We start from the raw sequence: 21,363 nt of genomic DNA, 5'->3' as shown, positions 1-21,363 counted from the left end.
CGGCAGCGAACGCAGCTTCGGCGGCGTCGTCGGATTCGGTCAATTTCTGAGCTGCCTGGGCGGCAGCGAACAGCGAGGCGACGAGCTTCTGCGGCGCTGACGTTTTTCTGAGCTGCCTGGGCGGCAGCGAACGCGACGATGATTTCGAAACGCCGGCCCTTCTTTTTCTGAGCTGCCTGGGCGGCAGCGAACGGCAAGACCGTGCCGCCGGGCATCCTGTTTCATTTCTGAGCTGCCTGGGCGGCAGCGAACCCGGCCAGGCGCTGTTGGCGCTTCTCGCGCTGTTTCTGAGCTGCCTGGGCGGCAGCGAACAAGTCGACGGATAAGTTCCGTCCGTCGTGCCTTTTCTGAGCTGCCTGGGCGGCAGCGAACGCTCTGTTGCTCCGCGACTCTGCGGCTCGCGTTTTCTGAGCTGCCTGGGCGGCAGCGAACGACACTCATCACCCGGCGCGACTCCTCGTCCATTTCTGAGCTGCCTGGGCGGCAGCGAACTTGGTGTGATCACTGTAGCCGATTTCTGTCAATTTCTGAGCTGCCTGGGCGGCAGCGAACGCTATCTGTCGTGGCTGGTAACGGGCGGTACATTTCTGAGCTGCCTGGGCGGCAGCGAACGACTGGGCACTCAGAAGGTCTACTACCGGTTATTTCTGAGCTGCCTGGGCGGCAGCGAACTTCCTTGCGCAGGACAGGCAATACACGTTCGCTTTCTGAGCTGCCTGGGCGGCAGCGAACACCAATGTGCGACGTTCTATCTGCAGGGTTTCTTTCTGAGCTGCCTGGGCGGCAGCGAACACGATCCAATTCGGTCCCGCATCTCAGTTTCTTTTCTGAGCTGCCTGGGCGGCAGCGAACCAGATCCATGAACTGTGCGGCCTGAGTTTCTAGTTTCTGAGCTGCCTGGGCGGCAGCGAACGGCATCGAAGTATGGAAACGACCGAAGTCGGCTTTCTGAGCTGCCTGGGCGGCAGCGAACCAGCAGTCACGCGCAAAGGCGATAGCGGTACCTTTCTGAGCTGCCTGGGCGGCAGCGAACGGGCTCGCCCATCAGGTCGCTGATGCTGTTCTTTTCTGAGCTGCCTGGGCGGCAGCGAACGCTGCCGGTCGGGTCGTCCATGTTTTTCGGCTTTTCTGAGCTGCCTGGGCGGCAGCGAACATACTCACAGCACGTATTAAGCAGACGCGCAATTTCTGAGCTGCCTGGGCGGCAGCGAACAACTTGGCTGTATCCGCCTTGACACGCTCGTTTTTCTGAGCTGCCTGGGCGGCAGCGAACTGTAGCTCGCTGGTCGACATGTTCTCGCGCAATTTCTGAGCTGCCTGGGCGGCAGCGAACTTCCGGTGTGTTCGGCGAATCGGGGATCCCTTTTTCTGAGCTGCCTGGGCGGCAGCGAACACCCTACGCCGAGGGTGAGGCGGGGCAGGCGTTTTCTGAGCTGCCTGGGCGGCAGCGAACGGCAAGAAGCAGCCCAAACTCGTGCATCGATTTTTCTGAGCTGCCTGGGCGGCAGCGAACGTACAGCCCCTGTTCATCGACAGCACGCTCTCATTTCTGAGCTGCCTGGGCGGCAGCGAACGGTTTCGTCGCTCAACCGGGAGTTGCTGTTTCTTTCTGAGCTGCCTGGGCGGCAGCGAACCTCTTCCGGAGCGTGAGTCGAGAAATATCCTCTTTCTGAGCTGCCTGGGCGGCAGCGAACGGCTTTTTTGTATAGCCATTGCCGTTGATCCATTTCTGAGCTGCCTGGGCGGCAGCGAACACGACCCGACGAAATACGGGCGCATCGAGCTGTTTCTGAGCTGCCTGGGCGGCAGCGAACGCACTTAAAGGCGCTGGCGATGGCGTAGGCAATTTCTGAGCTGCCTGGGCGGCAGCGAACCTTGCCCGCCACTTTTCGGTGCCGGGGTGCCATTTCTGAGCTGCCTGGGCGGCAGCGAACGTGTCCGTCGAGGTACTCGCCGCCACGCCGGTTTTCTGAGCTGCCTGGGCGGCAGCGAACCAGGTCCATGTCTCGGCTATCCAAGTGGCGCTTTTCTGAGCTGCCTGGGCGGCAGCGAACTGGCGGATCAGGCGAAACTCGTTCGCCCAGGTTTTCTGAGCTGCCTGGGCGGCAGCGAACTAGAGCTTATCACAGCTAAATGCCTAATTGTTAAAGAGCATTCACCTAAAGAAAGCGCCACACCCTTACACAGGAGGTGGCGCTAGGTTGTTGATTTAAAAAGGGTGCTATAGAGCCTCCCCAAAAAGGGTCAAAACCATGGCACTGTCGCTTCACGGCTCAGCCCGTAGTGATTGAAGCGCCCTGCTACCCGTGTGGCTTGCAGTTGCCCGTGCTCGATAAACAGCGCAAAACGCTGGCCACTGGATCGGCTGTTCACTTGTACGAACGGCAATGAGATCTTGCGCTCAGCAGATGCCGACATGCATTGGCGCGCTTCTTCATCGCTGATGTCGTGCCGACGCGCGTAACGCTTGACCCGACTCGGCCCGCCCGTATTGAACTGCCGGCGTACCACGCGGCGATGACTCACTTCCGCCGGAACCGGCGCAATGTCCGCCAACTCGACATGGTCACGCATCCCCGCCAGCCACGGGAGCGCCATGAGCTGTTCAAGACGGCTCTGCTGCGCGTGTAGCCGAAGCCGATCCCCCGGCGTGCGCGCACGCACGCCGGTCTTGTGGTCGGGCAGGCTCACGCCGATATCATCGGCCTGCAGATCAAAAAGGGCCCGATGGAGCTTACTGTAGAGTGCGTTCATCAGCATTGACGCCGGAAACTCTGGATCCGGTCGTAACCGAATATCGAGATAATGATCCATGGCTTACCCCGCTTCGCCGAAGACACCGCCACGGATCAAGGTCGCCATAACGAAGTGCTGTTGCGAGGTATCCGGCACTTGGTCCTTGAGCATCCAGTTATCCAGCAGCGAGTAGAAGTCCACCTTCTGCTTGGGCTGGCGATAGGCGCTGCCCTGAGTGGTCACGGAGCCATAAGGCTCGACAGCGATGGGGCCGAGGTCACTGCCATCTTCCCGCGCTGGATACCAGGTATCGATGGTACGAATGGCATTGCCCAGCTTCTGGGAGTGAATGCCGGCCACGCCACCTACTTGATACAGTGTCTTGCTCTTGTCACCGCGCCCACGCTCCAGAATCAGTTCTTGCGAGGGGAAGACCTCTTGCCCCATGCCGACATGCGCAAAGGCGATGACTTCCAAAATCAAGTGACGCTCACCCGCGAGAGCGTCTGCAATATCCTGCGTCAGCTCCGAAGTCTGCGTATCACCGTCAAAGCCGCGAAGCGACAAACTCAGTGCATCGAATGTCCATTCTTTGGCGACGTGGCCTTTTTCCATGCGCCGAATACGCACTTCAACTTGCTCGGCGCCGACACGGTTACGCCACAAAAAACGCCCATTCGCCAGGTTTTGGGCATAACGCCGCGCCAGTTCACCAAACCCTTGCGCCTTCACATAGTCCGCAACGGCCTGTTGCAACTTGGCTTGATAGTCGGCGTTGTTGCACGCCGAAGGGGTACCCGCACCACCAAGCACCCGCAATGTGAAACGTGCCATCAGCGTGTCGGTGTCATGGGGCAAGGTGGCGACATCGACGGTCTGGAGGTTGGGATTCTCGATTGTGGCATCGAGCTTCGCAGGATCTTGCTCCTTGGCCTTGAGGCGGTTGGAGATCGTGCCGCGTACCGACTTCTCACGAACCGTAACCGGCTTCCAATCGTCCAGTGTGTCGCGCTGGGACCACTGCCCGGCGTACAACAGCGCATCGGAGGGATCGAGCTTGCGCTCGAAGGCGAGAACGGAAGCGGTTTTCAAAGCGTCGTCTTTCTTAGCCATTATTGGGCTCCTTGTCATTAAGCGCTATGTGCACGCTGGGCATAGTCGTTGTTAAGGCGATAAAGGCCGGCATCGAGATCGTTATCGACGTACCAGAGCAAGTCTTCGGGACACGTCAAACGGTGAGGACTAATCCATTGACCGATGGAATAAATGCTTTCCACGAAGCGAAACGGGATCTGCGTATCTCGCGTATTCGCCACGCTACCTGGCTCGAACTGTTCCGAGATGGCGCCATAACCGACCGGAAGCGGCACCAACCAACCGGGGTAAGGGCGTCGTACTCCCCACTGCACCTGATCACTCTCGGAATCGACCTGGCATTCGTGGTTGAGGCGCGAAAGGTCAAGCCAGGCATCCAGCGCTGTGGCGTTTTCATCTTGGGCTTGAAGCGTCTCGGTGTGTTCAGCCAGACGATCATCGCGTAACACCAAGGCGAACCCTGGCAACCAACGACGCTTCAAACGCTTGAATCGCGCTTCACGCTCACTCGAGTCGTCATCCAATGCGATCCACATCGGGCGTTGCCGATCCGGGGAAACACGCGGATTCGGCATCACGCTGCCACCCGCTATGCGCATACCGGCCACGATATTCCCCGCCTGTTGCGCAATATGCTGGCGCTGTTCATCCGACGCCTTGGCATCGATAGCGAATATCAGGGTGATATCCAGGTGCATGCGCCCCTCTTCAACAAAGGAAGGCGTCGTAAAGCTTCCATCCGTATTTATTTTCTGTTTCTCGGCATGTGTTGAAAGGGGATTACGCGTGAGGTGAAAGGCGCGGGTGTAACCGCCCTCGGTCGCTTGCGCCTCGACGTCATGGCACACCACCCCAATACGATCCAACGATACGTTGATGTCCGCTGCGGCGAGCTTGCGTTCCAACGCTTGCATCATGCCCACAAAAGCACTCATGGCCGGAAAGCCCCACGTCATCGGGCTCGAAATCGCGTTAGCGTTTTGTATGCGGAGACGCGGCAGTATCAGAAGGTTATTAACGTTGCTCATTACCTTCCTCCCCCCAATCGTCGATACTTTCCAGGTCGTCCATCAAGGCTTTCATCCAGCGACGATCACTATCCAGCAAGCGCTGATGGGACGCATCCCGAGCAAGTTCCTGGTGCCAATGCCGAAACTCCACATCGCCCAAGGGCAACTTGCCGCCAAGCGCCTTGTTGAGCCAGTTGGCGAATCGTCGCCGAATCTCGCCGGGCCAGTCGGTGTTATTGCGCACTTCACGAAAGTCGCTATCGTCCTGTGTGCGGCCAGGATCAAGCCAGAAAGCTTCTTCCATCGACAGGCGACAGTTCTCGTCAGCACTCCAGCCCGGCGAGAGTTCATGCATCTCCATCGTAAACAGCGCGAGTTCATCCAGAATCATCGCGGTGTAATCATCGCGCAGATCACGGGTATGCATATCCGTGTTGGGGTTGGTTTCCAGAAAGCGCTTCAGGTCACTCACCAACGACCGCACGTCCTTGCGCCAACCAAATATTCCGGGGTCGGATAGTACCGACTCAACCTTTAGCGGTGGACGAATATCGCGTACGTTCCAGCGAGGTGGTAACGAGGCCAGCAAGTAATTATTACCGCCTCGCTCGCTATTCAGTTGCGAGATATTCTGTGGCTTGGTGCCGCCCATCTTCTGTGAAGCAATATTGGGATAGTCATGCACTTCTTGTTCGCCCAGCTTCCCTTCTCGTTTGGACTTGCGCGCTTCCTTGGCCTCGTCGCTGAAACGATCACGATTGATCGTCTGAAACACCTGATGCGCCAGCGAGGTCGCATAGAGCGGCGCCAGTAGATGGAAGTCGTCATCCTCGACCGCATCTTCGCCTGTCAGCCAGTACACTTGCTTGGCAAGGGTGTGAGATACTGCGCCAGGCTGTGCTAACTTAGAAAATATCTTTGCTAAATTTTCCCCATCTTCTTGACTGCCACCGATTGCCTGGCAGAACTCTTGATCTCCTTGCATCGCAAGATCTAAAAGCCGCTCCCCATTCGGCGCAAAAAGAAGCAAAAACTTGTATTCGTTCAACTTATAAGCCGCATTACCAACAATATCTACAAAATAGTCATTGCCTAACGAGGCTGTACCAACGAAGTTCGACCTATCATCACTTCGTTCTCGACACCAAAGGTTAGTGCCTCTAGCATCAGGATGGATAGCCTTGACCGTATGCGTTGCAAACTTTATCGGATTCTCACCTCGCATAGATGATAGAATCCTGCTTGCAGCATCGTTGAGCCAGGTATCACGCTGGAACTGTTCAACCAGCGCTTGGTACTTGGGATCATCGGGGGCCAGCTTTTCCGCTTTGGTATCGAAGCGCTCCTTCATGAAGCGCTCGATGACTTCGCGTATCCCTGCTGCTTGTTGTGTCATTGCCATAGATCACCTTAATCGATACACTCATTGAATTAATAATAATTTACCGTTTACCTTATATTGATTTATTGACCAATTCACTCATCTCTTCTTCACAAACCCCAGCACGGGATGGTAGCGCCAGCCATGCGTGCTCTCGGGCGCATTGACGATGCCGAAGGTGCGTGCGGCTTTATCGAGCGAGATATCCAGGTCCTCGGCGAGATCGGCAAGCGCGGTCAGGTAGTCATCGGCGCCCCAGGGCTGAATGCGCTCGCCCCGTTCATGCTCCAGGTCTATCCGCGCCATCAGGCTTTCTTCGACTTCCACGTAGAGCGTTTCACCACGCTTGGCACCGTCTTCCACGCGATGCAACGTCCAGGTTTCGCCGCCCTCGTCGGGCAATAACGCGAGTGCTACGTCGGTCTGAGTGGGTTGGCGAAAACGCTGACGCTGGGTGAGCACGCCGGTCAGGTGCATGCGCGGCATGGCATACCAGCTATAGGCGCCCAAGGGAGGTGGCGACGGTTTCATGCCCAACCTGCGTTCTTTCTTGGTTGTCAATGGCCATCAGAAGTGACCCACCAGTGGCCAACAAAAATGACCCACCCGTGATCGTCAGCTGAGCGCCTTCTGCTTCAGCCGATAGCTCTCCCCGCCGAGCAGGTAGAGGTGCGAGTGGTGGATGATCCGGTCAACGATTGGCACCGCCACGTTGTCGTCGTGGAAGAACTCTCCCCAGCTGGTAAAGTCCTTGTTGGTGGTGATGATCAGCGAGCGGTGCTCATAGAACCGGTTGATCAGCTGGAACAGCGCGTAGCGCGCCTGCCGGCTCATCGGCAAGTAGCCCAGCTCATCGATCACCAAGGCGTCGACCTTGGCGAGCTTGTGCAGCGTCTTCTTCAGCGCGCCCTTCATCTCGGCGAGTTCCAACTCCTCGACCAGGTCCAGGGCGTTGCGGAACAGCACCCGGTAGCCAGCCTCGATGGCCTTCTGACCGATGCCGATGGCCAAGTGGGTCTTGCCCACGCCCGGCGGGCCGATGAACACCAGGTTCTCGCGGTTGTCGAGGAAGGCGAAGTCGAGCAGAGCGCTGACTTGGCGCTTGGTAATGGTGGTCTGGTGCCGGTAGTCGAACCCCTCCAGCCGCTTGTCGCTGGGGAAACCGGCCTGACGCCGGTAGAGGTCGATTCGCTTGGCTTCACGGGTCTGGCGCTCGTGCTCGACCAGCATGTCGGCGAAAGCCAGGTAGGAGACCTCGTTGGCCTCGGCCTGGGCCAGCAGGACGGTGAGATCCCCGGCGATGGCGCCGAGGCGCAGGCTGCGGTAGCGCCCGGCGGTCAACTCAAGTTGCCCCATGGGTCACCTCCTGCTGGCCGCTGGAGCGGCCAAGTCGGGCGTACTGGCTCAGGTCCGGGGGCGGCGTGACGGGGCCCGCCGGGGCATCGGCGTCGCGATCCCGCCCACGCGCCTTGGCCAGCCGGGCCGCCGCCAGGCGCTCCTTGAGCCCGCCGGCGGTGAGGCGCTCACGGGTGACCCAGTCGCCGATCAGTACCCGGTCCAGCTCGGGCTCGCCTTCCAGCAGCTTCCTGGCGCCCCGCAGCTGGTCTCTATAGTGGCGCGGCATGCTCTCGCGCAGGCGCGCACAGAGCTGGCCTCCCAAGGGCTCGCCGAGGCACCGCTCGATGGCCTGCTCAAGCTCCGCCTCCTGCTGGCGGTGATCGCGGTAGTGGTTCTCGTTGCGCCGCGTACGACCCGTGCCCAGGTGCAGCGAATGGGTGGCAATCTCGTCACCGCTCTCCAGGTCGTGAATCGCCAGGCGGTCGTCCTCTTCCCGGGCGCCGACACGCCCCTGCTGGTAGGCCATGGGCACCGAGTACTTGTTGGCCTTCCAGGCGATCAGCCCGGTCTTGTCGACCTTACGCGGGGCCAGGTCGTCGACGCCTCGCGCCACACAGGCCGGCGTCAGGTAGGGCCCAAGATGCGCCCGCTCCTCGGCCTCGAAGTGGACCCTCGGCTGCCGGCCGGTGGTGCCGTGAGTGCGCACGTTGGCGACCTCATCGAGCCACTGCTGCACATGGCGGCGCAGGTCGGCCTCGTCGCGGAAGGTCTCGGCGTAGAAAGCGTCCTGCTTGGCGTACTTCACCCCGGCCTCGACCTTACCCTTGCTCTCCGGGTCGTAGCCACAGCAGGCATGGATCCGGAAGCCAGCGGTAGTGGCGTACTCATGAAAGCGCTGGTTCACCTTCAGCTCGCGGAACTGCTCGCTGATCACCACCATCTTGGTCTGGTCGTAAACGCACTCCTCGGGCAGGCCGCCGAAGTAGCGGAAGGCCTCGTCGTGCAGGCGGATGAAGGTGAGGGTGTCGAGCGGCGAGAGACTGACACCGACGTAGGTCAGACGCGAGTAAGAGAGCACGAACACCACGAAGTACAGCGTTCGCGGCTCGCCGCCGATCTTCACCTCGCGCAGCTCGCCCGGATCCACCTGGCACTGCACACCGGGGACCATGTCGAGCACCGGCTCGTAGTAGCGCCGCTGTCGGCTGGCGACGGTGCTCTTCACCTGCTGCACGTAACGGCGCAGGGTGCGCTCCGAAACCGCCAGCTCCCCGACCTTCTCACGCAGCTTGCGGGCGACCTTGACGCTGCTCAGCCGAGGGAAGGTGCGCAGCAGGTAGGCGATGTAGTCGCGATGGGCATCGAGCTTCTTCTCGCGCTCCCGGTTCGACTGCGCCGCCTCGATGGCGGCTACGTCCTGGCGCAGGTACTTGCGCACGGTGTTACGGGAGAGGCCCAGCTCCTGGCCGATGGCGCGGATCGACAGGCCCTGTCCGTCATCATGTAACGCTTTGATCTTGTGAATCATTCCCCAATCCTTCACATCTCCGTCCCGACCCTTGGCTGAGCCGACACGGTAGGTGGATGGTGGCAGCGCTGCCACCTCGGGGGTGGGTCAAAAGCGTTGGCCGGTACTGGGTCACTTTACTTGGCCATTAACATTGGTCAGCGGCTGGGTGGGCGGCTCCAGCATTTGGGTTATCAGTCGCTGGTGCTCCAGATCGACCAGGCTATCGCGTGGGGATAGCGTCTCGCGCGCCAGCACGCGTGGCCGGGCGTCGATGATCTGATATTCATCCGGCGTGAGCAGCGCGCTCAACGAGTGACTACTGAGTCGCCAAGCCTCACCGGTCTCGATCCCCGGGCGTTGGAATGCAAGTTCTCCAGGTTTTTCCAGGTGACTGAGGTTGGTATCCAGGAGCTGAATGTTCGGCGTGTCGCAGCGTTTGTCGCGATGGCGCCATACACGCCCTGCCAACTGGATGATCGAGCGCATGGAGGAAGGCTCGACAATCGCCCAGTCGTAATCGTGGTCGCGACCGACTTCGGTTACCGGCGAGCCTAGAACGATAAACAAATGATCGGCTTCGTCACTGCCATCGAGTAAACGCCGAATGTCGGCCTGCTCGAACACTCGGTCCGGCTCGGCACGTTGCAGCGTTTGGTCCAGGCGTCGTTCGATCGCCGAGCGCATGACGAGCGGATGGCGGGAATGATAGACACAAAGGTGAATCCGTTGGCCATCGAGGGCGCCTAGTCGAAACAGTTCGGTAGCGACATCCACCAATGGGTCGATATTGGCCATGCGTATCAGGCCAAAGCTCACGCGCTTGCCCGTGTTCGGATCACAAGAATGGAGGCGCTCGTGTAGCTGAGCAGCTTGATCACGTAGCAATGTGGCCAGGCCAGCGCGAATTTCTTCCGGCCGTTTCCCCAGAGGCGGCATGGGGATGAGCTCCCCCCGCCGCCGCACAGGGCTATCGGCCAAGCGCTTGAGCCGACGTTCGGCAAAGGCGGCATGCGCGGCGCTGAACGCGTCACCATCGGCACAATCATGATGCTGACGGTCATTTTCGTCGAACCACGCGCAACAAATATCCACCGGCAAGCCAGGCTCGCCGCGATGGCGCTGGTACGCTTCGCGCCCACTGCGGTAGGCGTCGTACAACCCCCGCACCAGGGCGGGGGGCAAGGTGGCCGATGACAGCAACACGCGCGAACCAAGCAGCCCCGCCCAATGGACCAACCGTGTTAGCGCGGGTAGATCGTTAATATCGAAGTCGTCGATTTCATCAAGCACCAGGTCACTGCTCATCAGACGCAACATGGGGACGATTTGCTGGCCCCCTCGCGTGCTTTCGGTCGCCGGCACCAAGTGATCCACGGTGCATACCAGAATGGGAGCGGCCACCAGCGAGCGTGTCCCTGGTTCCTCTCCCAGCCGTTTGAGCAGCGGATGGCTCTCGAAGTTGCCCTCGAACACGACGTGAGCGTCTTCATCGATCAGCCCCTGCCGAGAGGCGGAACCGCTGGCCTCGGCTTCACGCTCGTAGTGATCGAAAAGGGCTTTATTGGCACTGCCGCCGACACGCACTGCGAGATCATCTTCTCCCAGGTTGAGGCGTTCACGCAAGGCTTGGCCGGTTTGCAGCGTGAGCGTGCGCAGCCCCAGCGCGATACTAAAGCGTGCGCCCTGCTCCGGGTCGGCCAGCGCATACAGGATACGTCCATTGGCCAGTGTCTTGCCGCAGCCCGTGGAGGCCATGTTGATACCGAAGAAACCTTGGCGCTGGCTGCGCTCACGCAGCGACTGGGCCAGATCGAACGCCTTGTCCTGCCAGCGGAAACGCGCATGGTTACTACGTTTGCGGAAGCCTTTATGTCGTGCCAAGCGTGGCAGATGGCTATCCACACTGGGGAGCGCCCGCGCAACCACTGCCGCATGCTTCTCGACACCCAGAATATGTTCGTCCAGCAATTGATTGGGTTGCCCCGTCTTGCGCACGGTATTGGCGACCAGCGGATACTGCGGCTCACCGGCCACACGATGCGTTGGGTCTTCAAGGCTTGAGTAGTGATGATCGGCAAGCATCAGACACAGGCGGGAGAGATGCATGACATAAGGGCTATCGAGCCAACTTGCGTCGCCGGAAAGACGCGCCAATAGGCGCTTTGCTTGCTTGGCCGCCCGCTCCCGCCAACGCCGCGTGTCCACCGGTAGGCCATGCTTGAATTGCCAATAGGGGGTGATGCGTGCCGGCTCTTGCGTCGAGGGAATTTCATTCCATTGCGCGTCGATGAGCCCTAGCAGATCATCCAACTGTTCCATTTGCAGCGTGACATTGCTGCTCCCCCAGCGTGTCGCCGGGTCCGACGTGTCATCGGGAGGCTTGAGAGGTAAACGATGGTGACTGATGACCAACCAGCCAAGCGCCGCCGCTAATGGCGGCAAGCGGCGGAATATGGCGGAGGGCTCGGGGTCGAGCCCATCGCACTCCAGTGCCTTTAGCCAGTCTTGCGTTTGATAGCGGCCTTCGGCGAGCCGCATTAACCAGGTCGCGTCATCGTCATTCCCGACGAAAGCTTGGAAAAGCCGCAGCGACACCCACTCATGGCGGTACAGATTGCGCCCTTCCAATTTCCCTTGCAGGCGTTGCTGGAACGCTACGGTCGCTTTCCCCAAGTCGTGCAACAGTGCCGCCATGGACGCCAGCAACAGTATATCTTCGCCACTGTGCCAGTCGTTTTCGTCTTCGCGGCGGAGAATATCGCGCGACGTCGTATTGGTCGGCACCGCCCCTTGTAGATTGAAGCGCTTGGCATCGCCTACCACCCATACCAGCTCGCTGTGGTCGTGGCCGCGAATCCAGTGGCACGCCACGGCGGTATTCTTGCGCGCCGTCTTGCGTAGCAATTTCCTTAGTGTGTCGAGCCCTTCGAGCGTAATCGGGGTTTGCCAGGTACGCTCTCCCCGGCGTTCGGCGAACTGGTCGAGAATGCGCCGCGTTTCCTTGAGCGCGTTCTTGTTGCACTGGGAAACCAGCAGCACATTCATGTGTCAGGCCCTCCAAGCTCGAGGGCCACGGCTTTGAGCGTGTCGATCATGAAATCGAGGGATTCGGTGCGCGTCAGCCTCTCAATGCACGCCTGGCGAAACTCTTGTTCCTCGTCGCCTCGCATGGCCGACAGGAACGCTTGCGGGAGGATGATGGCGTCCTTGACCAGGTCCGCGACGTCGAAGACCAAGCCGCCCCGGCGAGTCTTGCCATGTAATACCGCCAGACCATGGGGAATTCCCAGCACCCAGGTCGCCGTTGCCGCCAGCCCGTAGGCGAGATAATTGCCATGATCGAGAAACCGATTCGCGGGATCGGTCCCACTGCCTCGCTTGGCACGCGTGAACTGGCCATACGTCACCGCCTGGGCCGCCAGCTTGAACAACGTCTTGGTCAAACGCGCCTCGAGCGTCAGTAACTCCACGGTATCGGATGCACCGGCAATCGCTTCTCGGTGTTGTGCCAATGCATCACTCAAGTGCTGGGCGGATATATCAAAACCCGCTTCCTTGAGCGGCCGACCTTGCCAGAGCGATTCGATGCGCGATAGCCGCGCCATCTGGAAAGCACGGGCCGCCTCGAGGCGCTTGCCGTCATCGAACCAGAAGCGCACCCAATGCTGTAGATACTCCGTGGGCCGGTATTCGCTCTGCGGGGTCAACCAGGCGACATCCACGTCCACTTCATTGGCCGCGAAAAGCGGCGTCCCGCCACCACCGCAAAAGCCGACCAAGACACCGGCCTTGGCCAGCTCACGCATCGCCGCCTGGGTAATCGAGGTACCCGTACCAAGCAATAACGAAGTGGTGTTGGCGATGGGAATGTTCCAGTAGCGCGATTGCTTGCCCTCGTCGGTGACATACTCGACACGGCCGCCATTGACCAGGACCCGGCAGTGCTGGAGGTAATACAGATTCGCGCGTTTCGAGTGCAGGATCGTCTTTAGATCCGACGGTGATAAATCATCCATGGAACCTCCGGCATTGGAGTAGCGGCTACAACCGATTACGCTCTGTTACCCACATATAAGCAAAGTCGATTGAGCCCGACTACCCCATGGATAAAACACCAGGGGAATTTTCCGGCCGGTTGCTGAAACCGGTGTGGAAGGAATTCGCCGACGAGATCGGACAGGATGTGATCGACGCCGCCCAGGCCGCCAACAAGGGCTGAGACCGCGGCCATCGCGAAGACGGCGAGCCTCCGGGCTCGCCGTCGCCGGGGGACCGGTGGTGTAATGTTTCAGCCCTGTCGGGCTCTCTACCACCAGCGCGCTGCCAAGCCAGCCGTCACCCCCGATGAGTCCCAGCGTCGATTGCCGGTTCTTGAGCCATCTGCCGTTGTGCAGCCGCCAATTCCTCGCCGGAAAACCGGGCCGTGTGCCGTGCGGCGAAACGCTCCAGATCGGCGGGCACGCAGGGTTGCCCGGTAAAGATGGCGACGTACTGGGCCACGCGGCTGATGCGTGTGTCCCGGGTCTCCTGGGTATGCATCGAGATGTAGCCGATCTGGATCAGGTACACGGTCCGGGCCCGGGTATCGGCTTCCGCTGAGTCATAGCCGTAGCGGATGAACATCGCCTGCAGCGCTTGCAGGCGCTGCTCGTCGGCCCGGCGGACCCGCCCGGCGACGGCGCGATCCTGCAAGCTCCAGCTCCTGACGGCGTACTCGAACTCCGAGTCGAAGAGAGCGGGATCGAACCAGCAGTCGAAGACATTCAGCATGGCCTCGACGATCGACGAGGCATACTTCTCGGTCTGCAAGACCAGCGCGTAGGTATTGCGGCGTTCCCAGCGTTCCAGCAGTGCATCAAGAACCTCTTCGCGCTCCTTGAACAACCAATAGAAACTAGTGCGCGACGCGCCCAGCTTCTTGGCCAGCGGGACGATCTTGACGGCGCCGACGCCGGCGTCGATCAGCAAGTCGTACGCCGCATCGATCCAGGCAATCCGGTTGGTAGTGGGGCGGTCGCTTTTCACTCAGTTTGCTCTCCGTTTTCCCCTAGGCAATGATACTTGGCAGCGATGCCCTCTGTACGCCCTGTACATCGATGTCACCATTGTTGACACCAGTGTACAGAGAAGACTAGCTTGATTCGATATCAGAACAATAAAGAGCGCTCGCCGTGAAAAACGATCCTCTGCTGCAGCCCCTGCAACTCAAGCACCTGACGCTGAAGAACCGGGTCATGCTGACCTCGCACGAACCCGCCTACCCCGAAGACGGCATGCCCAAGGCGCTGTACCGGGCCTATCATGTGGAACGCGCCAAGGGCGGCGTGGCACTCACCATGACGGCGGGTTCCGCGGCGGTGTCGCGGGACAGCCCGCCGGTCTTCAACAACATCCTCGCCTACAAGGATGAAGTGGTGCCGTGGATGCGCGAGCTGACCGATGCCTGCCACGAACATGGCACGGCGGTGATGATCCAGCTGACCCACCTGGGCCGCCGCACCCGTTGGGACAAGGGCGACTGGCTGCCGATCGTCTCGGCGTCGAATCACCGCGAGGCCTCCCACCGCGCCTATCCCAAGAAGGCGGAACTCTGGGACATCGAGCGGCTGATCGCGGATTATGCGGACGCCGCCGAGCGCATGCACGCCGCCGGTCTCGATGGCCTCGAGATCCAGGCCTACGGCCATCTGATGGATCAGTTCTGGTCGCCGCTGACCAACGAGCTCGACGGGCCCTACGGCGGCAGCCTGGAAAACCGGCTGCGCTTCACCTTCGAGGTGCTCGCCAGCATCCGCGAGCGGGTCGGCGACACGTTCCTGCTGGGCGTGCGCTATACCGGCGACGAGTGCCTGCCGGGAGGCATCGATGCCCGCGACGGCATGGCGATCTCACACCGGTTGAAGGACAGCGGCCTGGTGGATTTCCTCAACGTGGTGAAGGGGCACATCGATACCGACCCCGGGCTGACCGACGTCATCCCGATCCAGGGCATGCCCAGCGCGCCGCACCTGGACTTCGCCGGCGAGATCAAGCGCGAGGTCGACTTCCCCACCTTCCATGGCGCCAAGATCCAGGACGTCGCCACGGCGCGCCATGCGATCGCCTCCGGCAAGGTGGACATGATCGGCATGACCCGCGCCCATATGGCCGACCCGCATCTGATGAAGAAGGTGATCGAGGGGCGCGAAGCGGAAATCCGCCCCTGCGTCGGCGCCAACTACTGTCTCGACCGCATCTATCAGGGCGGGGCGGCGTATTGCATCCACAATGCGGCGACCGGTCGCGAAACCACCCTGCCGCACACCATTACCCCCGCCGCAACCCGGCGCAAGGTGGTGGTGGTCGGCAGCGGGCCCGGCGGGCTGGAAGCGGCTCGGGTGGCCGCCGAGCGCGGCCACGAGGTCGTGGTGTTCGAGGCCGCCGACGCGCCGGGCGGGCAGATTCGCCTGACCGCGCAGAGCGAGCGCCGCCGCGAGATGATGGGCATCGTCGACTGGCGCATCGAGCGCTGCCAGGCGATGGGCGTCACCTTCCATTTCAACGTGTTCGCGGAAAACGACGAAGTGCTCGCCGAGTCACCCGACGTGGTCATCGTGGCGACCGGCGGCCTGCCCAACGAGCAGGCGCTGGCGGAAGGCAACGAACTGGCGGTGACGGGTTGGGACATCCTCTCCGGCCACGCCAAGCCGGGCAGCAATGTGCTCGTCTACGACGACGCCGGCGACCATACCGCGTTGCAGGCGGCGGAGATCATTGCCCAGGCGGGCAGCAAGGTGGAGTACATGACCGCCGACCGCGCCCTGGCGCCGGAAGTGATGGCCATGAACCTGGTTCCCTACATGCGCGCCCTGCAGAAGCTTGACGTCACCTTCACGCCGACCTTCCGGCTGACCGGCATCCGCCGCGATGGCAGCGACCTGGTGGCCTCGATCAGCAGCGACTATACCCAGCTTGATCTGGAACGCCGCGTGGATCAGGTGGTGGTCAACTTCGGCACCCTGCCGATGGACGATCTCTACGAGGAACTCAAGCCGCTGTCGAGCAACCGGGGCGCGGTCGACTACGACGACCTGATCGCCGGCAGAGCGCAGGCGCTCGACACCAACCCGGACGGCACGTTTCAGCTATTCCGAATCGGCGACGCGATTGCTCACCGCAACACCCATGCGGCCATTTACGATGCACTCAGGTTGGTCAAGGACCTGTGAGGCCCTGTAAGATTGCCGCGTCACCCGGGGCCGATGGCATCTCGCGCATCGGCCCTCCGGCACGTCAGTTGCCCAGCACCACCGTGCGCCCCGCATGCAGGAATACGCGACGCTCGAGATGATAGCCAATGCCGCGAGCCAGGGTCAGGCATTCGACATCCCGCCCCTTGGCCACCAGGTCTTCCGGGTAGTGAGCGTGATCGACCGGCTCGACGCCCTGGGCGATGATCGGCCCTTCGTCGAGGTCGTTGTTGATGTAGTGCGCCGTCGCGCCGACCAGCTTGACGCCCTTCTCGTAGGCCTGGTGATACGGCCTGGCGCCCTTGAAGCCGGGCAGCAGCGAATGGTGGATATTGATGGCGCGCCCCGCCAGCCGCTCGCACATGGCCGGCGACAGCACCTGCATGTAGCGCGCCAGCACCACCAGCTCCGCCCCGCTCTGCTCGATGATTGCCTGGATCTGCGCCTCCTGCTGCGGCTTGGTCTCGGCGGTCACCGGCAGGTGGTGATAGGGCAGGCCATGCCATGCCGCCAGCGGCTCGAGGTCGGGATGGTTGGAAATCACCGCGCGAATATCCAGTGGCAACTGGCCGATGCGATAGCGATAGAGCAGATCGTTCAGGCAGTGATCGGCCTTGGAGACGAGAATCACGGTCCCGGTGCGCTTGCCCGGCGGGGTCAGCTCGAACTCCATGGCGAACTCGGCGGCCCGCGGCGCAAAGGCTTGCTGAAACGCCTCGTCGTGGAAGCCTTTCAGTTCGGGGCGGAACTCGGCGCGAATGAAAAAGCGCCCGCCCAGCCGATCGTCGAACGAGTTGAGCTCGGTGATGTAGCAGTGCTGCTCTTTCAAGAAACGCGTCACCACATCCACCGTGCCCAGACGGCTGGGGCACTGGGCGGCAAGTATCCAGGTATCGGCCATTCGGCTCATGACGTCCCACTTGTTATCGACTAATTAGAAAGGCCGGCACGGGGCCGGCCTGGCTATCAGCGCTCCACGCTGGCGCCGAACTCTTCAGCCGCATCCAGCAACCAGCGATAGCAGTAGTCGGCGAAGCTGCGCCGCACCACGAGCTCCCAGACATCCTCGCGCGGCCGGCGCAGCACCACCGAAGCCTTGGCGAACACCACGCTGACGCCCTTGCCCACCGGGAACGCCTGCGGATGTACATCGTAGGTCGTGGACTTCATCAACACCTCGCGGGCCTGCGGCCCCGAGAGTTCGACGAGGGTCTGCCCGCCGCCGACATTGACGATGCTGAAGTGTGCCTGACCCAGCGCCTGGCGCAGGCGGCGCTCCAGCGCAAACGCCTCGCCGGCGGGCACGATGACCAGCCACTCGTCGGGCGACAGCCATTGAATCGAACGCTCCCCGCCGTCATCCAGCGTCAGCGTGTTGGGCCGGGCCGGCAACGCGAGGCCCAGCACTTCGCGCACGGCCTCGTCCAGCACGATGGCGCCGCCGCGCAAGATCAGGTGATCGAGGAAGGCGTGCTCGCGCAGCGCCACGCCCGCATTGGCTTCACGAGGCGGCGTCTGCCGATGAAAGGACCACGCCAGCGGCGACTCGGCGCTCGGGTGCCCGGCAGGCCGGGTATCGAATTCTCTGACCTCAGACATTCTGGCGCTCTCCCTTGGGATCGATGAAGACGGGGCTGACGATTTCGGCCTCGTGGACGGTGCCATCGACCATCGGCAAGTAGACGGTGTCGCCCATGCGCTCGTGACCGCCTTTGACGACCGCCAGGGCGAAGCCCTGTCCCAGCGAGGGGCTGTAATAGCTGGACGTCACGTGACCCGACATGACCATGGGGATGGCCTGCTTGGGGTCGAAGACGATCTGGGCGCCCTCCTCCAGCACCACCTTGGGGTCCTTGGGCTTCAGGCCGACGAACTGCTTGCGGTCGGTGCGCCGGGTATCGGAGCGCGACAGGGCCCGCTTGCCGATCCACGAGTACGGCTTGTCATAACCGATCGCCCACTGCATGCCCAGATCCTCGGGGGTGACCGAGCCGTCGGTATCCTGGCCGACGATGATCAACCCTTTTTCGGCCCGCAGTACGTGCATGGTCTCGGTGCCGTAGGGCGTCAGCTGGTATTGCTCGCCGTGCTCGAACAGGGTTTTCCAGACGTGCATGGCGTAATTGGCCTGGACGTTGATCTCGAAGGACAGCTCGCCGGTGAAGGAGATCCGGAAGACCCGGGCCGGCACGCCGGCGACCGTGCCCTCGCGCCAGTCCATAAACTTGAACGCCTCGCGGTCAAGATCGATGTCGGTGATCTCGGCCAGCAGCTTGCGGGCGTCGGGCCCGGTCACGGTCATGGTCGCCCAGTGATCGGTCACCGAATTGAAGTAGACCTGCAGCTCCGGCCACTCCGTCTGATGCCAGAGTTCCAGCCACTCCAGCACGCCGGCGGCGCCGCCGGTAGTGGTGGTCATCAGGAAATGGTTTTCGCCCAGGCAGCTGGTGGTGCCGTCGTCCATGAGCATGCCGTCGTCCTTGCACATCAGCCCATAGCGGACCCGGCCCGGCGCCAGCTTGGCCCACTTGTTGGTGTAGACGCGGCCCAGGAACTCGCGGGCATCCGGCCCCTGGATATCGATCTTGCCCAGGGTCGATGCATCGAGGATGCCGACCCGCTCGCGCACCGCCAGGCATTCGCGGGCTACCGCTTCCTCCATCGTCTCCAGACGCTCGCCGTTCTCTGCGCGGCGTTGTTGTGGAAAGTACCACGGGCGCTTCCACTGCCCGACATCCTCGAACTCGGCGCCCTGCTCGACATGCCACTGATGCAGCGCGGTGTAGCGCTCGGGATCGAACAGCTCGCGACAGTGGCGGCCGACGATGGCGCCGAAGGTGACCGGCGTGTAGTTGGGCCGGAACACGGTCGTGCCCACCTCGGGAATCGATCGCCTCAGACAGCGGGCGACGACCGCCATGCCGTTGATGTTGCCGAGCTTGCCCTGGTCGGTGCCGAAGCCCATCACCGTGTAGCGCTTGACGTGTTCGATGGACTCGAAGCCCTCGCGGGTGGCCACTTCGATGCCTGCCGCGCTGACGTCATTCTGCAGGTCGACGAACTGCTTGGGCGCCCGCAGGGTCGGCTTTTCGTGGGGCACCTGATAGAGCGCCACGCTCGCTCCTTCACGGATGGGCGCCACATGCGGCGCCTCGAAAGGCTCCGCCGACTGCCCATTGGCCTGGACCGCCTGGCTGCCGGCATCGCTGCCGTCGGCGATCACCGCCGCCAGCGAGTAGACGCCCTGCGCACCGCCCGCCGGGGTCATGCCCTTCAGCGTGCCCGGCACGAAGCCGAGAATGTCGTCGCGCCACGTCGGGCGCGTACCGGTGTGCGAGGAGAGATGAATGACCGGGCTGTAGCCGCCGGAGCTGGCGATGGTATCGCAAGCCAGTTCTTCGACCCGGCCTGCCAGCTTGAACAGCTGAGCATCGATCTTCGCCACGCGGGCGGCGCTGACACGGTTGGCACCCTTGGCCTCGATCACCGCGCTGCCGGTGATGACGCGAATGCCCAGCGCCCGCGCCTGTTCGACGAGCTCGCCGTCGGGGTTGGCGCGGGCGTCGACGATCGCCACCACCTCGCGGCCGGCCGACTTGCCCAGCTCATGCCAGTCCAGCGCGGCGCGGTAGGCATGGTCGTTGGTCGCGGACAGCACCAGCTTGTTGCCCGGCACCACGCCGTAGCGACGGATGTAGCTGGATACGGCCCCGGCCAGCAGATTGCCGGGCACGTCGTTGTTGGCGTAGACCAGCGGGCGCTCATGGGCGCCGGTGGCCAGCACCACCTGGCCGGCCCGCACCCGATGCAGGCGCGAGCGTACCTGGCGGCGCCCGTCGCGGGTCGGCGCGCTGTCGGCCAGGTGCTCGGTGCGGCGCTCGTGCAGGGTCACGAAGTTATGATCGTGATAGCCGTTGGCGGTGGTACGCGGCAGCAATGTCACGTTTTCCAGGCTGCCGAGTTCGTCGAGCACGCGGTCGACCCATTGCCCCGCGGGCGCCTCGTCGATCCGCTCGCGGCTATCCAGCAGCGAACCGCCCATCGCCTCCTGTTCGTCGCACAGGATCACCCGTACCCCGCTGCGCGCCGCCGTGAGCGCGGCGGCCAGGCCCGCCGGGCCGGCGCCGATGACCAGCACGTCGCAGTGCTGGTTGAGATGGTCGTAGCTGTCCGGGTCGGGCTCGCCGGGGCTGTTGCCCAGGCCGGCGCCCTTGCGGATGTACTTCTCGTAGGTCATCCACAGCGAGGCCGGGGCCATGAAGGTCTTGTAGTAGAAGCCCGGCGGCATGAAGGCGCCACTGAGCTTGCCGACCATGCCCATCAGATCGCGCTGGACGTTGGGCCAGCCGTTGGTGCTGCGCGCCGTGAGCCCCTCGTAGAGCGCCTGCTGGGTGGCGCGCACGTTGGGCACCTGGGCGGCCTCGGTCGCGCCGAGCTGGACCACCGCATTGGGCTCCTCCGCCCCGGCGGCGACGATCCCGCGCGGGCGCGAGTACTTGAAGCTGCGGTTGACGACGTCGACGCCGTTGGCCAGCAGCGCCGAGGCCAGGGTATCGCCGGGGTGGCCGACGTAACGCTTGCCGTTGAAGGTGAAGTTCAGCGTGCGCGAGCGATCGACCTGGCCGCCTTGCGCCAGACGGTTGGGCTGTGATGATGACTGGCTCATGCCTGCGCTCCCTTGACCGACGCCAGGGCGGCGTCGCTGGCTCCCACGGTCTGCTGGCCGCCCTCGGCGACCTGCACGTTACCGGCTTTCTCGCCACACGCCAGGCTCTCGGCGGTGATCGTCGGCTGCTCGCCCATCCGGTAGGTCTCGAGGATCTCGTAGTTCGCGGTGTGTCGGGTGATGTTGAAGAACTTGCGGCAGCCGATGGCGTGCACCCACAGCTCGTGGTGCACGCCCCGCGGGTTGTCGCGGAAGAACAGGTAATCGCCCCACTGCTCGTCGGAGCAGGCCTCGGGCTCCGCCGGGCGGGCGATATGCGCCTGGCCCTTGGGATGAAACTCCTCTTCCTCGCGGTGCTCTTCGCAGTACGGGCAATAGATATGGAACATGACAGTGTC

Annotated in this window: 15 protein-coding genes and 1 CRISPR repeat array (1 of these 16 running past the window's edge); of the genes, 1 reads left to right on the top strand and 14 read right to left on the bottom strand. The window is 62.3% G+C overall.

Annotated features, from left to right (window positions below):
• Positions 1-2,114: direct repeats of the CRISPR family, unit length 28 nt; unit sequence TTTCTGAGCTGCCTGGGCGGCAGCGAAC; it reaches 3,501 nt to the left of the window's first position.
• A 130-nt stretch (positions 2,115-2,244) separates the two neighbouring features.
• The 10 genes from cas6f to HALZIN_RS0115840 all read right to left on the bottom strand — a co-directional run bounded on the left by cas6f (position 2,245) and on the right by HALZIN_RS0115840 (position 14,095).
• Positions 2,245-2,814, bottom strand: a complete 570-nt coding sequence (cas6f, locus tag HALZIN_RS0115890; RefSeq protein ID WP_031385168.1) for a type I-F CRISPR-associated endoribonuclease Cas6/Csy4 — start codon at positions 2,812-2,814, stop codon at positions 2,245-2,247.
• 3 nt (positions 2,815-2,817) lie between these two features.
• On the bottom strand, positions 2,818-3,849 hold the full coding sequence (csy3, locus tag HALZIN_RS0115885; RefSeq protein WP_031385167.1) for a type I-F CRISPR-associated protein Csy3: 1,032 nt from the start codon (positions 3,847-3,849) through the stop codon (positions 2,818-2,820).
• A 17-nt stretch (positions 3,850-3,866) separates the two neighbouring features.
• Entirely contained in the window at positions 3,867-4,859 is a 993-nt protein-coding gene (gene csy2, locus HALZIN_RS0115880) for a type I-F CRISPR-associated protein Csy2 (RefSeq protein ID WP_031385166.1), read from the bottom strand.
• Entirely contained in the window at positions 4,846-6,237 is a 1,392-nt protein-coding gene (csy1, locus tag HALZIN_RS0115875) for a type I-F CRISPR-associated protein Csy1 (protein WP_031385165.1), read from the bottom strand. Before csy1 ends, csy2 begins: the two co-directional genes overlap by 14 nt.
• An 84-nt stretch (positions 6,238-6,321) precedes the next feature.
• The gene (locus HALZIN_RS0115870; RefSeq protein WP_201448207.1) at positions 6,322-6,753 is read right to left on the bottom strand and encodes a hypothetical protein; all 432 of its coding nucleotides are present in this window, start codon (positions 6,751-6,753) and stop codon (positions 6,322-6,324) included.
• 84 nt (positions 6,754-6,837) lie between these two features.
• Positions 6,838-7,578 (bottom strand): IS21-like element helper ATPase IstB, encoded by a 741-nt coding sequence (gene istB / locus HALZIN_RS0115865; RefSeq protein WP_031385163.1) that lies wholly within the window; start codon positions 7,576-7,578, stop codon positions 6,838-6,840.
• Positions 7,565-9,088: an IS21 family transposase gene (gene istA / locus HALZIN_RS0115860; protein WP_031385162.1), complete on the bottom strand. Its 1,524-nt coding sequence runs from the start codon at positions 9,086-9,088 to the stop codon at positions 7,565-7,567. The genes istB and istA overlap by 14 nt, the downstream gene beginning before the upstream one ends.
• Before the next feature lie 111 nt (positions 9,089-9,199).
• The gene (gene cas3f / locus HALZIN_RS0115855; RefSeq protein ID WP_236255003.1) at positions 9,200-12,115 is read right to left on the bottom strand and encodes a type I-F CRISPR-associated helicase Cas3f; all 2,916 of its coding nucleotides are present in this window, start codon (positions 12,113-12,115) and stop codon (positions 9,200-9,202) included.
• Positions 12,112-13,086, bottom strand: coding sequence for a type I-F CRISPR-associated endonuclease Cas1f (gene cas1f, locus HALZIN_RS0115850; RefSeq protein WP_031385160.1), 975 nt, complete (start codon positions 13,084-13,086; stop codon positions 12,112-12,114). The genes cas3f and cas1f overlap by 4 nt, the downstream gene beginning before the upstream one ends.
• Before the next feature lie 319 nt (positions 13,087-13,405).
• Positions 13,406-14,095 (bottom strand): TetR/AcrR family transcriptional regulator, encoded by a 690-nt coding sequence (locus HALZIN_RS0115840; RefSeq protein ID WP_031385159.1) that lies wholly within the window; start codon positions 14,093-14,095, stop codon positions 13,406-13,408.
• Positions 14,096-14,241: 146 nt separating this feature from the next.
• On the opposite strand from HALZIN_RS0115840, the gene HALZIN_RS0115835 reads away from it, so the two are divergent.
• Positions 14,242-16,278 (top strand): NADH:flavin oxidoreductase, encoded by a 2,037-nt coding sequence (locus tag HALZIN_RS0115835; RefSeq protein ID WP_031385158.1) that lies wholly within the window; start codon positions 14,242-14,244, stop codon positions 16,276-16,278.
• Positions 16,279-16,342: 64 nt separating this feature from the next.
• On the opposite strand, the gene purU is transcribed toward HALZIN_RS0115835, so the two are convergent.
• Genes purU through HALZIN_RS0115815 form a run of 4 tightly spaced genes read right to left on the bottom strand, consistent with a single transcriptional unit; the run spans position 16,343 to position 21,354 of the window.
• The gene (gene purU, locus HALZIN_RS0115830; RefSeq protein ID WP_031385157.1) at positions 16,343-17,209 is read right to left on the bottom strand and encodes a formyltetrahydrofolate deformylase; all 867 of its coding nucleotides are present in this window, start codon (positions 17,207-17,209) and stop codon (positions 16,343-16,345) included.
• A gap of 56 nt (positions 17,210-17,265) precedes the next feature.
• The gene (locus HALZIN_RS0115825) at positions 17,266-17,898 is read right to left on the bottom strand and encodes a sarcosine oxidase subunit gamma (protein WP_031385156.1); all 633 of its coding nucleotides are present in this window, start codon (positions 17,896-17,898) and stop codon (positions 17,266-17,268) included.
• Positions 17,891-20,965 carry a sarcosine oxidase subunit alpha family protein gene (locus HALZIN_RS0115820; protein ID WP_031385155.1) on the bottom strand — a complete coding sequence of 1,025 codons (3,075 nt, stop codon included), beginning with the start codon at positions 20,963-20,965 and terminating at the stop codon, positions 17,891-17,893. The genes HALZIN_RS0115825 and HALZIN_RS0115820 overlap by 8 nt, the downstream gene beginning before the upstream one ends.
• Positions 20,962-21,354 (bottom strand): sarcosine oxidase subunit delta, encoded by a 393-nt coding sequence (locus HALZIN_RS0115815; RefSeq protein WP_031385154.1) that lies wholly within the window; start codon positions 21,352-21,354, stop codon positions 20,962-20,964. Before HALZIN_RS0115815 ends, HALZIN_RS0115820 begins: the two co-directional genes overlap by 4 nt.
• Between the last annotated feature and the right edge of the window lie 9 nt (positions 21,355-21,363).

This window comes from Halomonas zincidurans B6 (assembly GCF_000731955.1).
Lineage (GTDB): Bacteria > Pseudomonadota > Gammaproteobacteria > Pseudomonadales > Halomonadaceae > Modicisalibacter > Modicisalibacter zincidurans.
The sequence above is the reverse complement of the archived record's forward strand: the minus strand, read 5'-3'. Positions and strand labels throughout refer to the sequence as shown.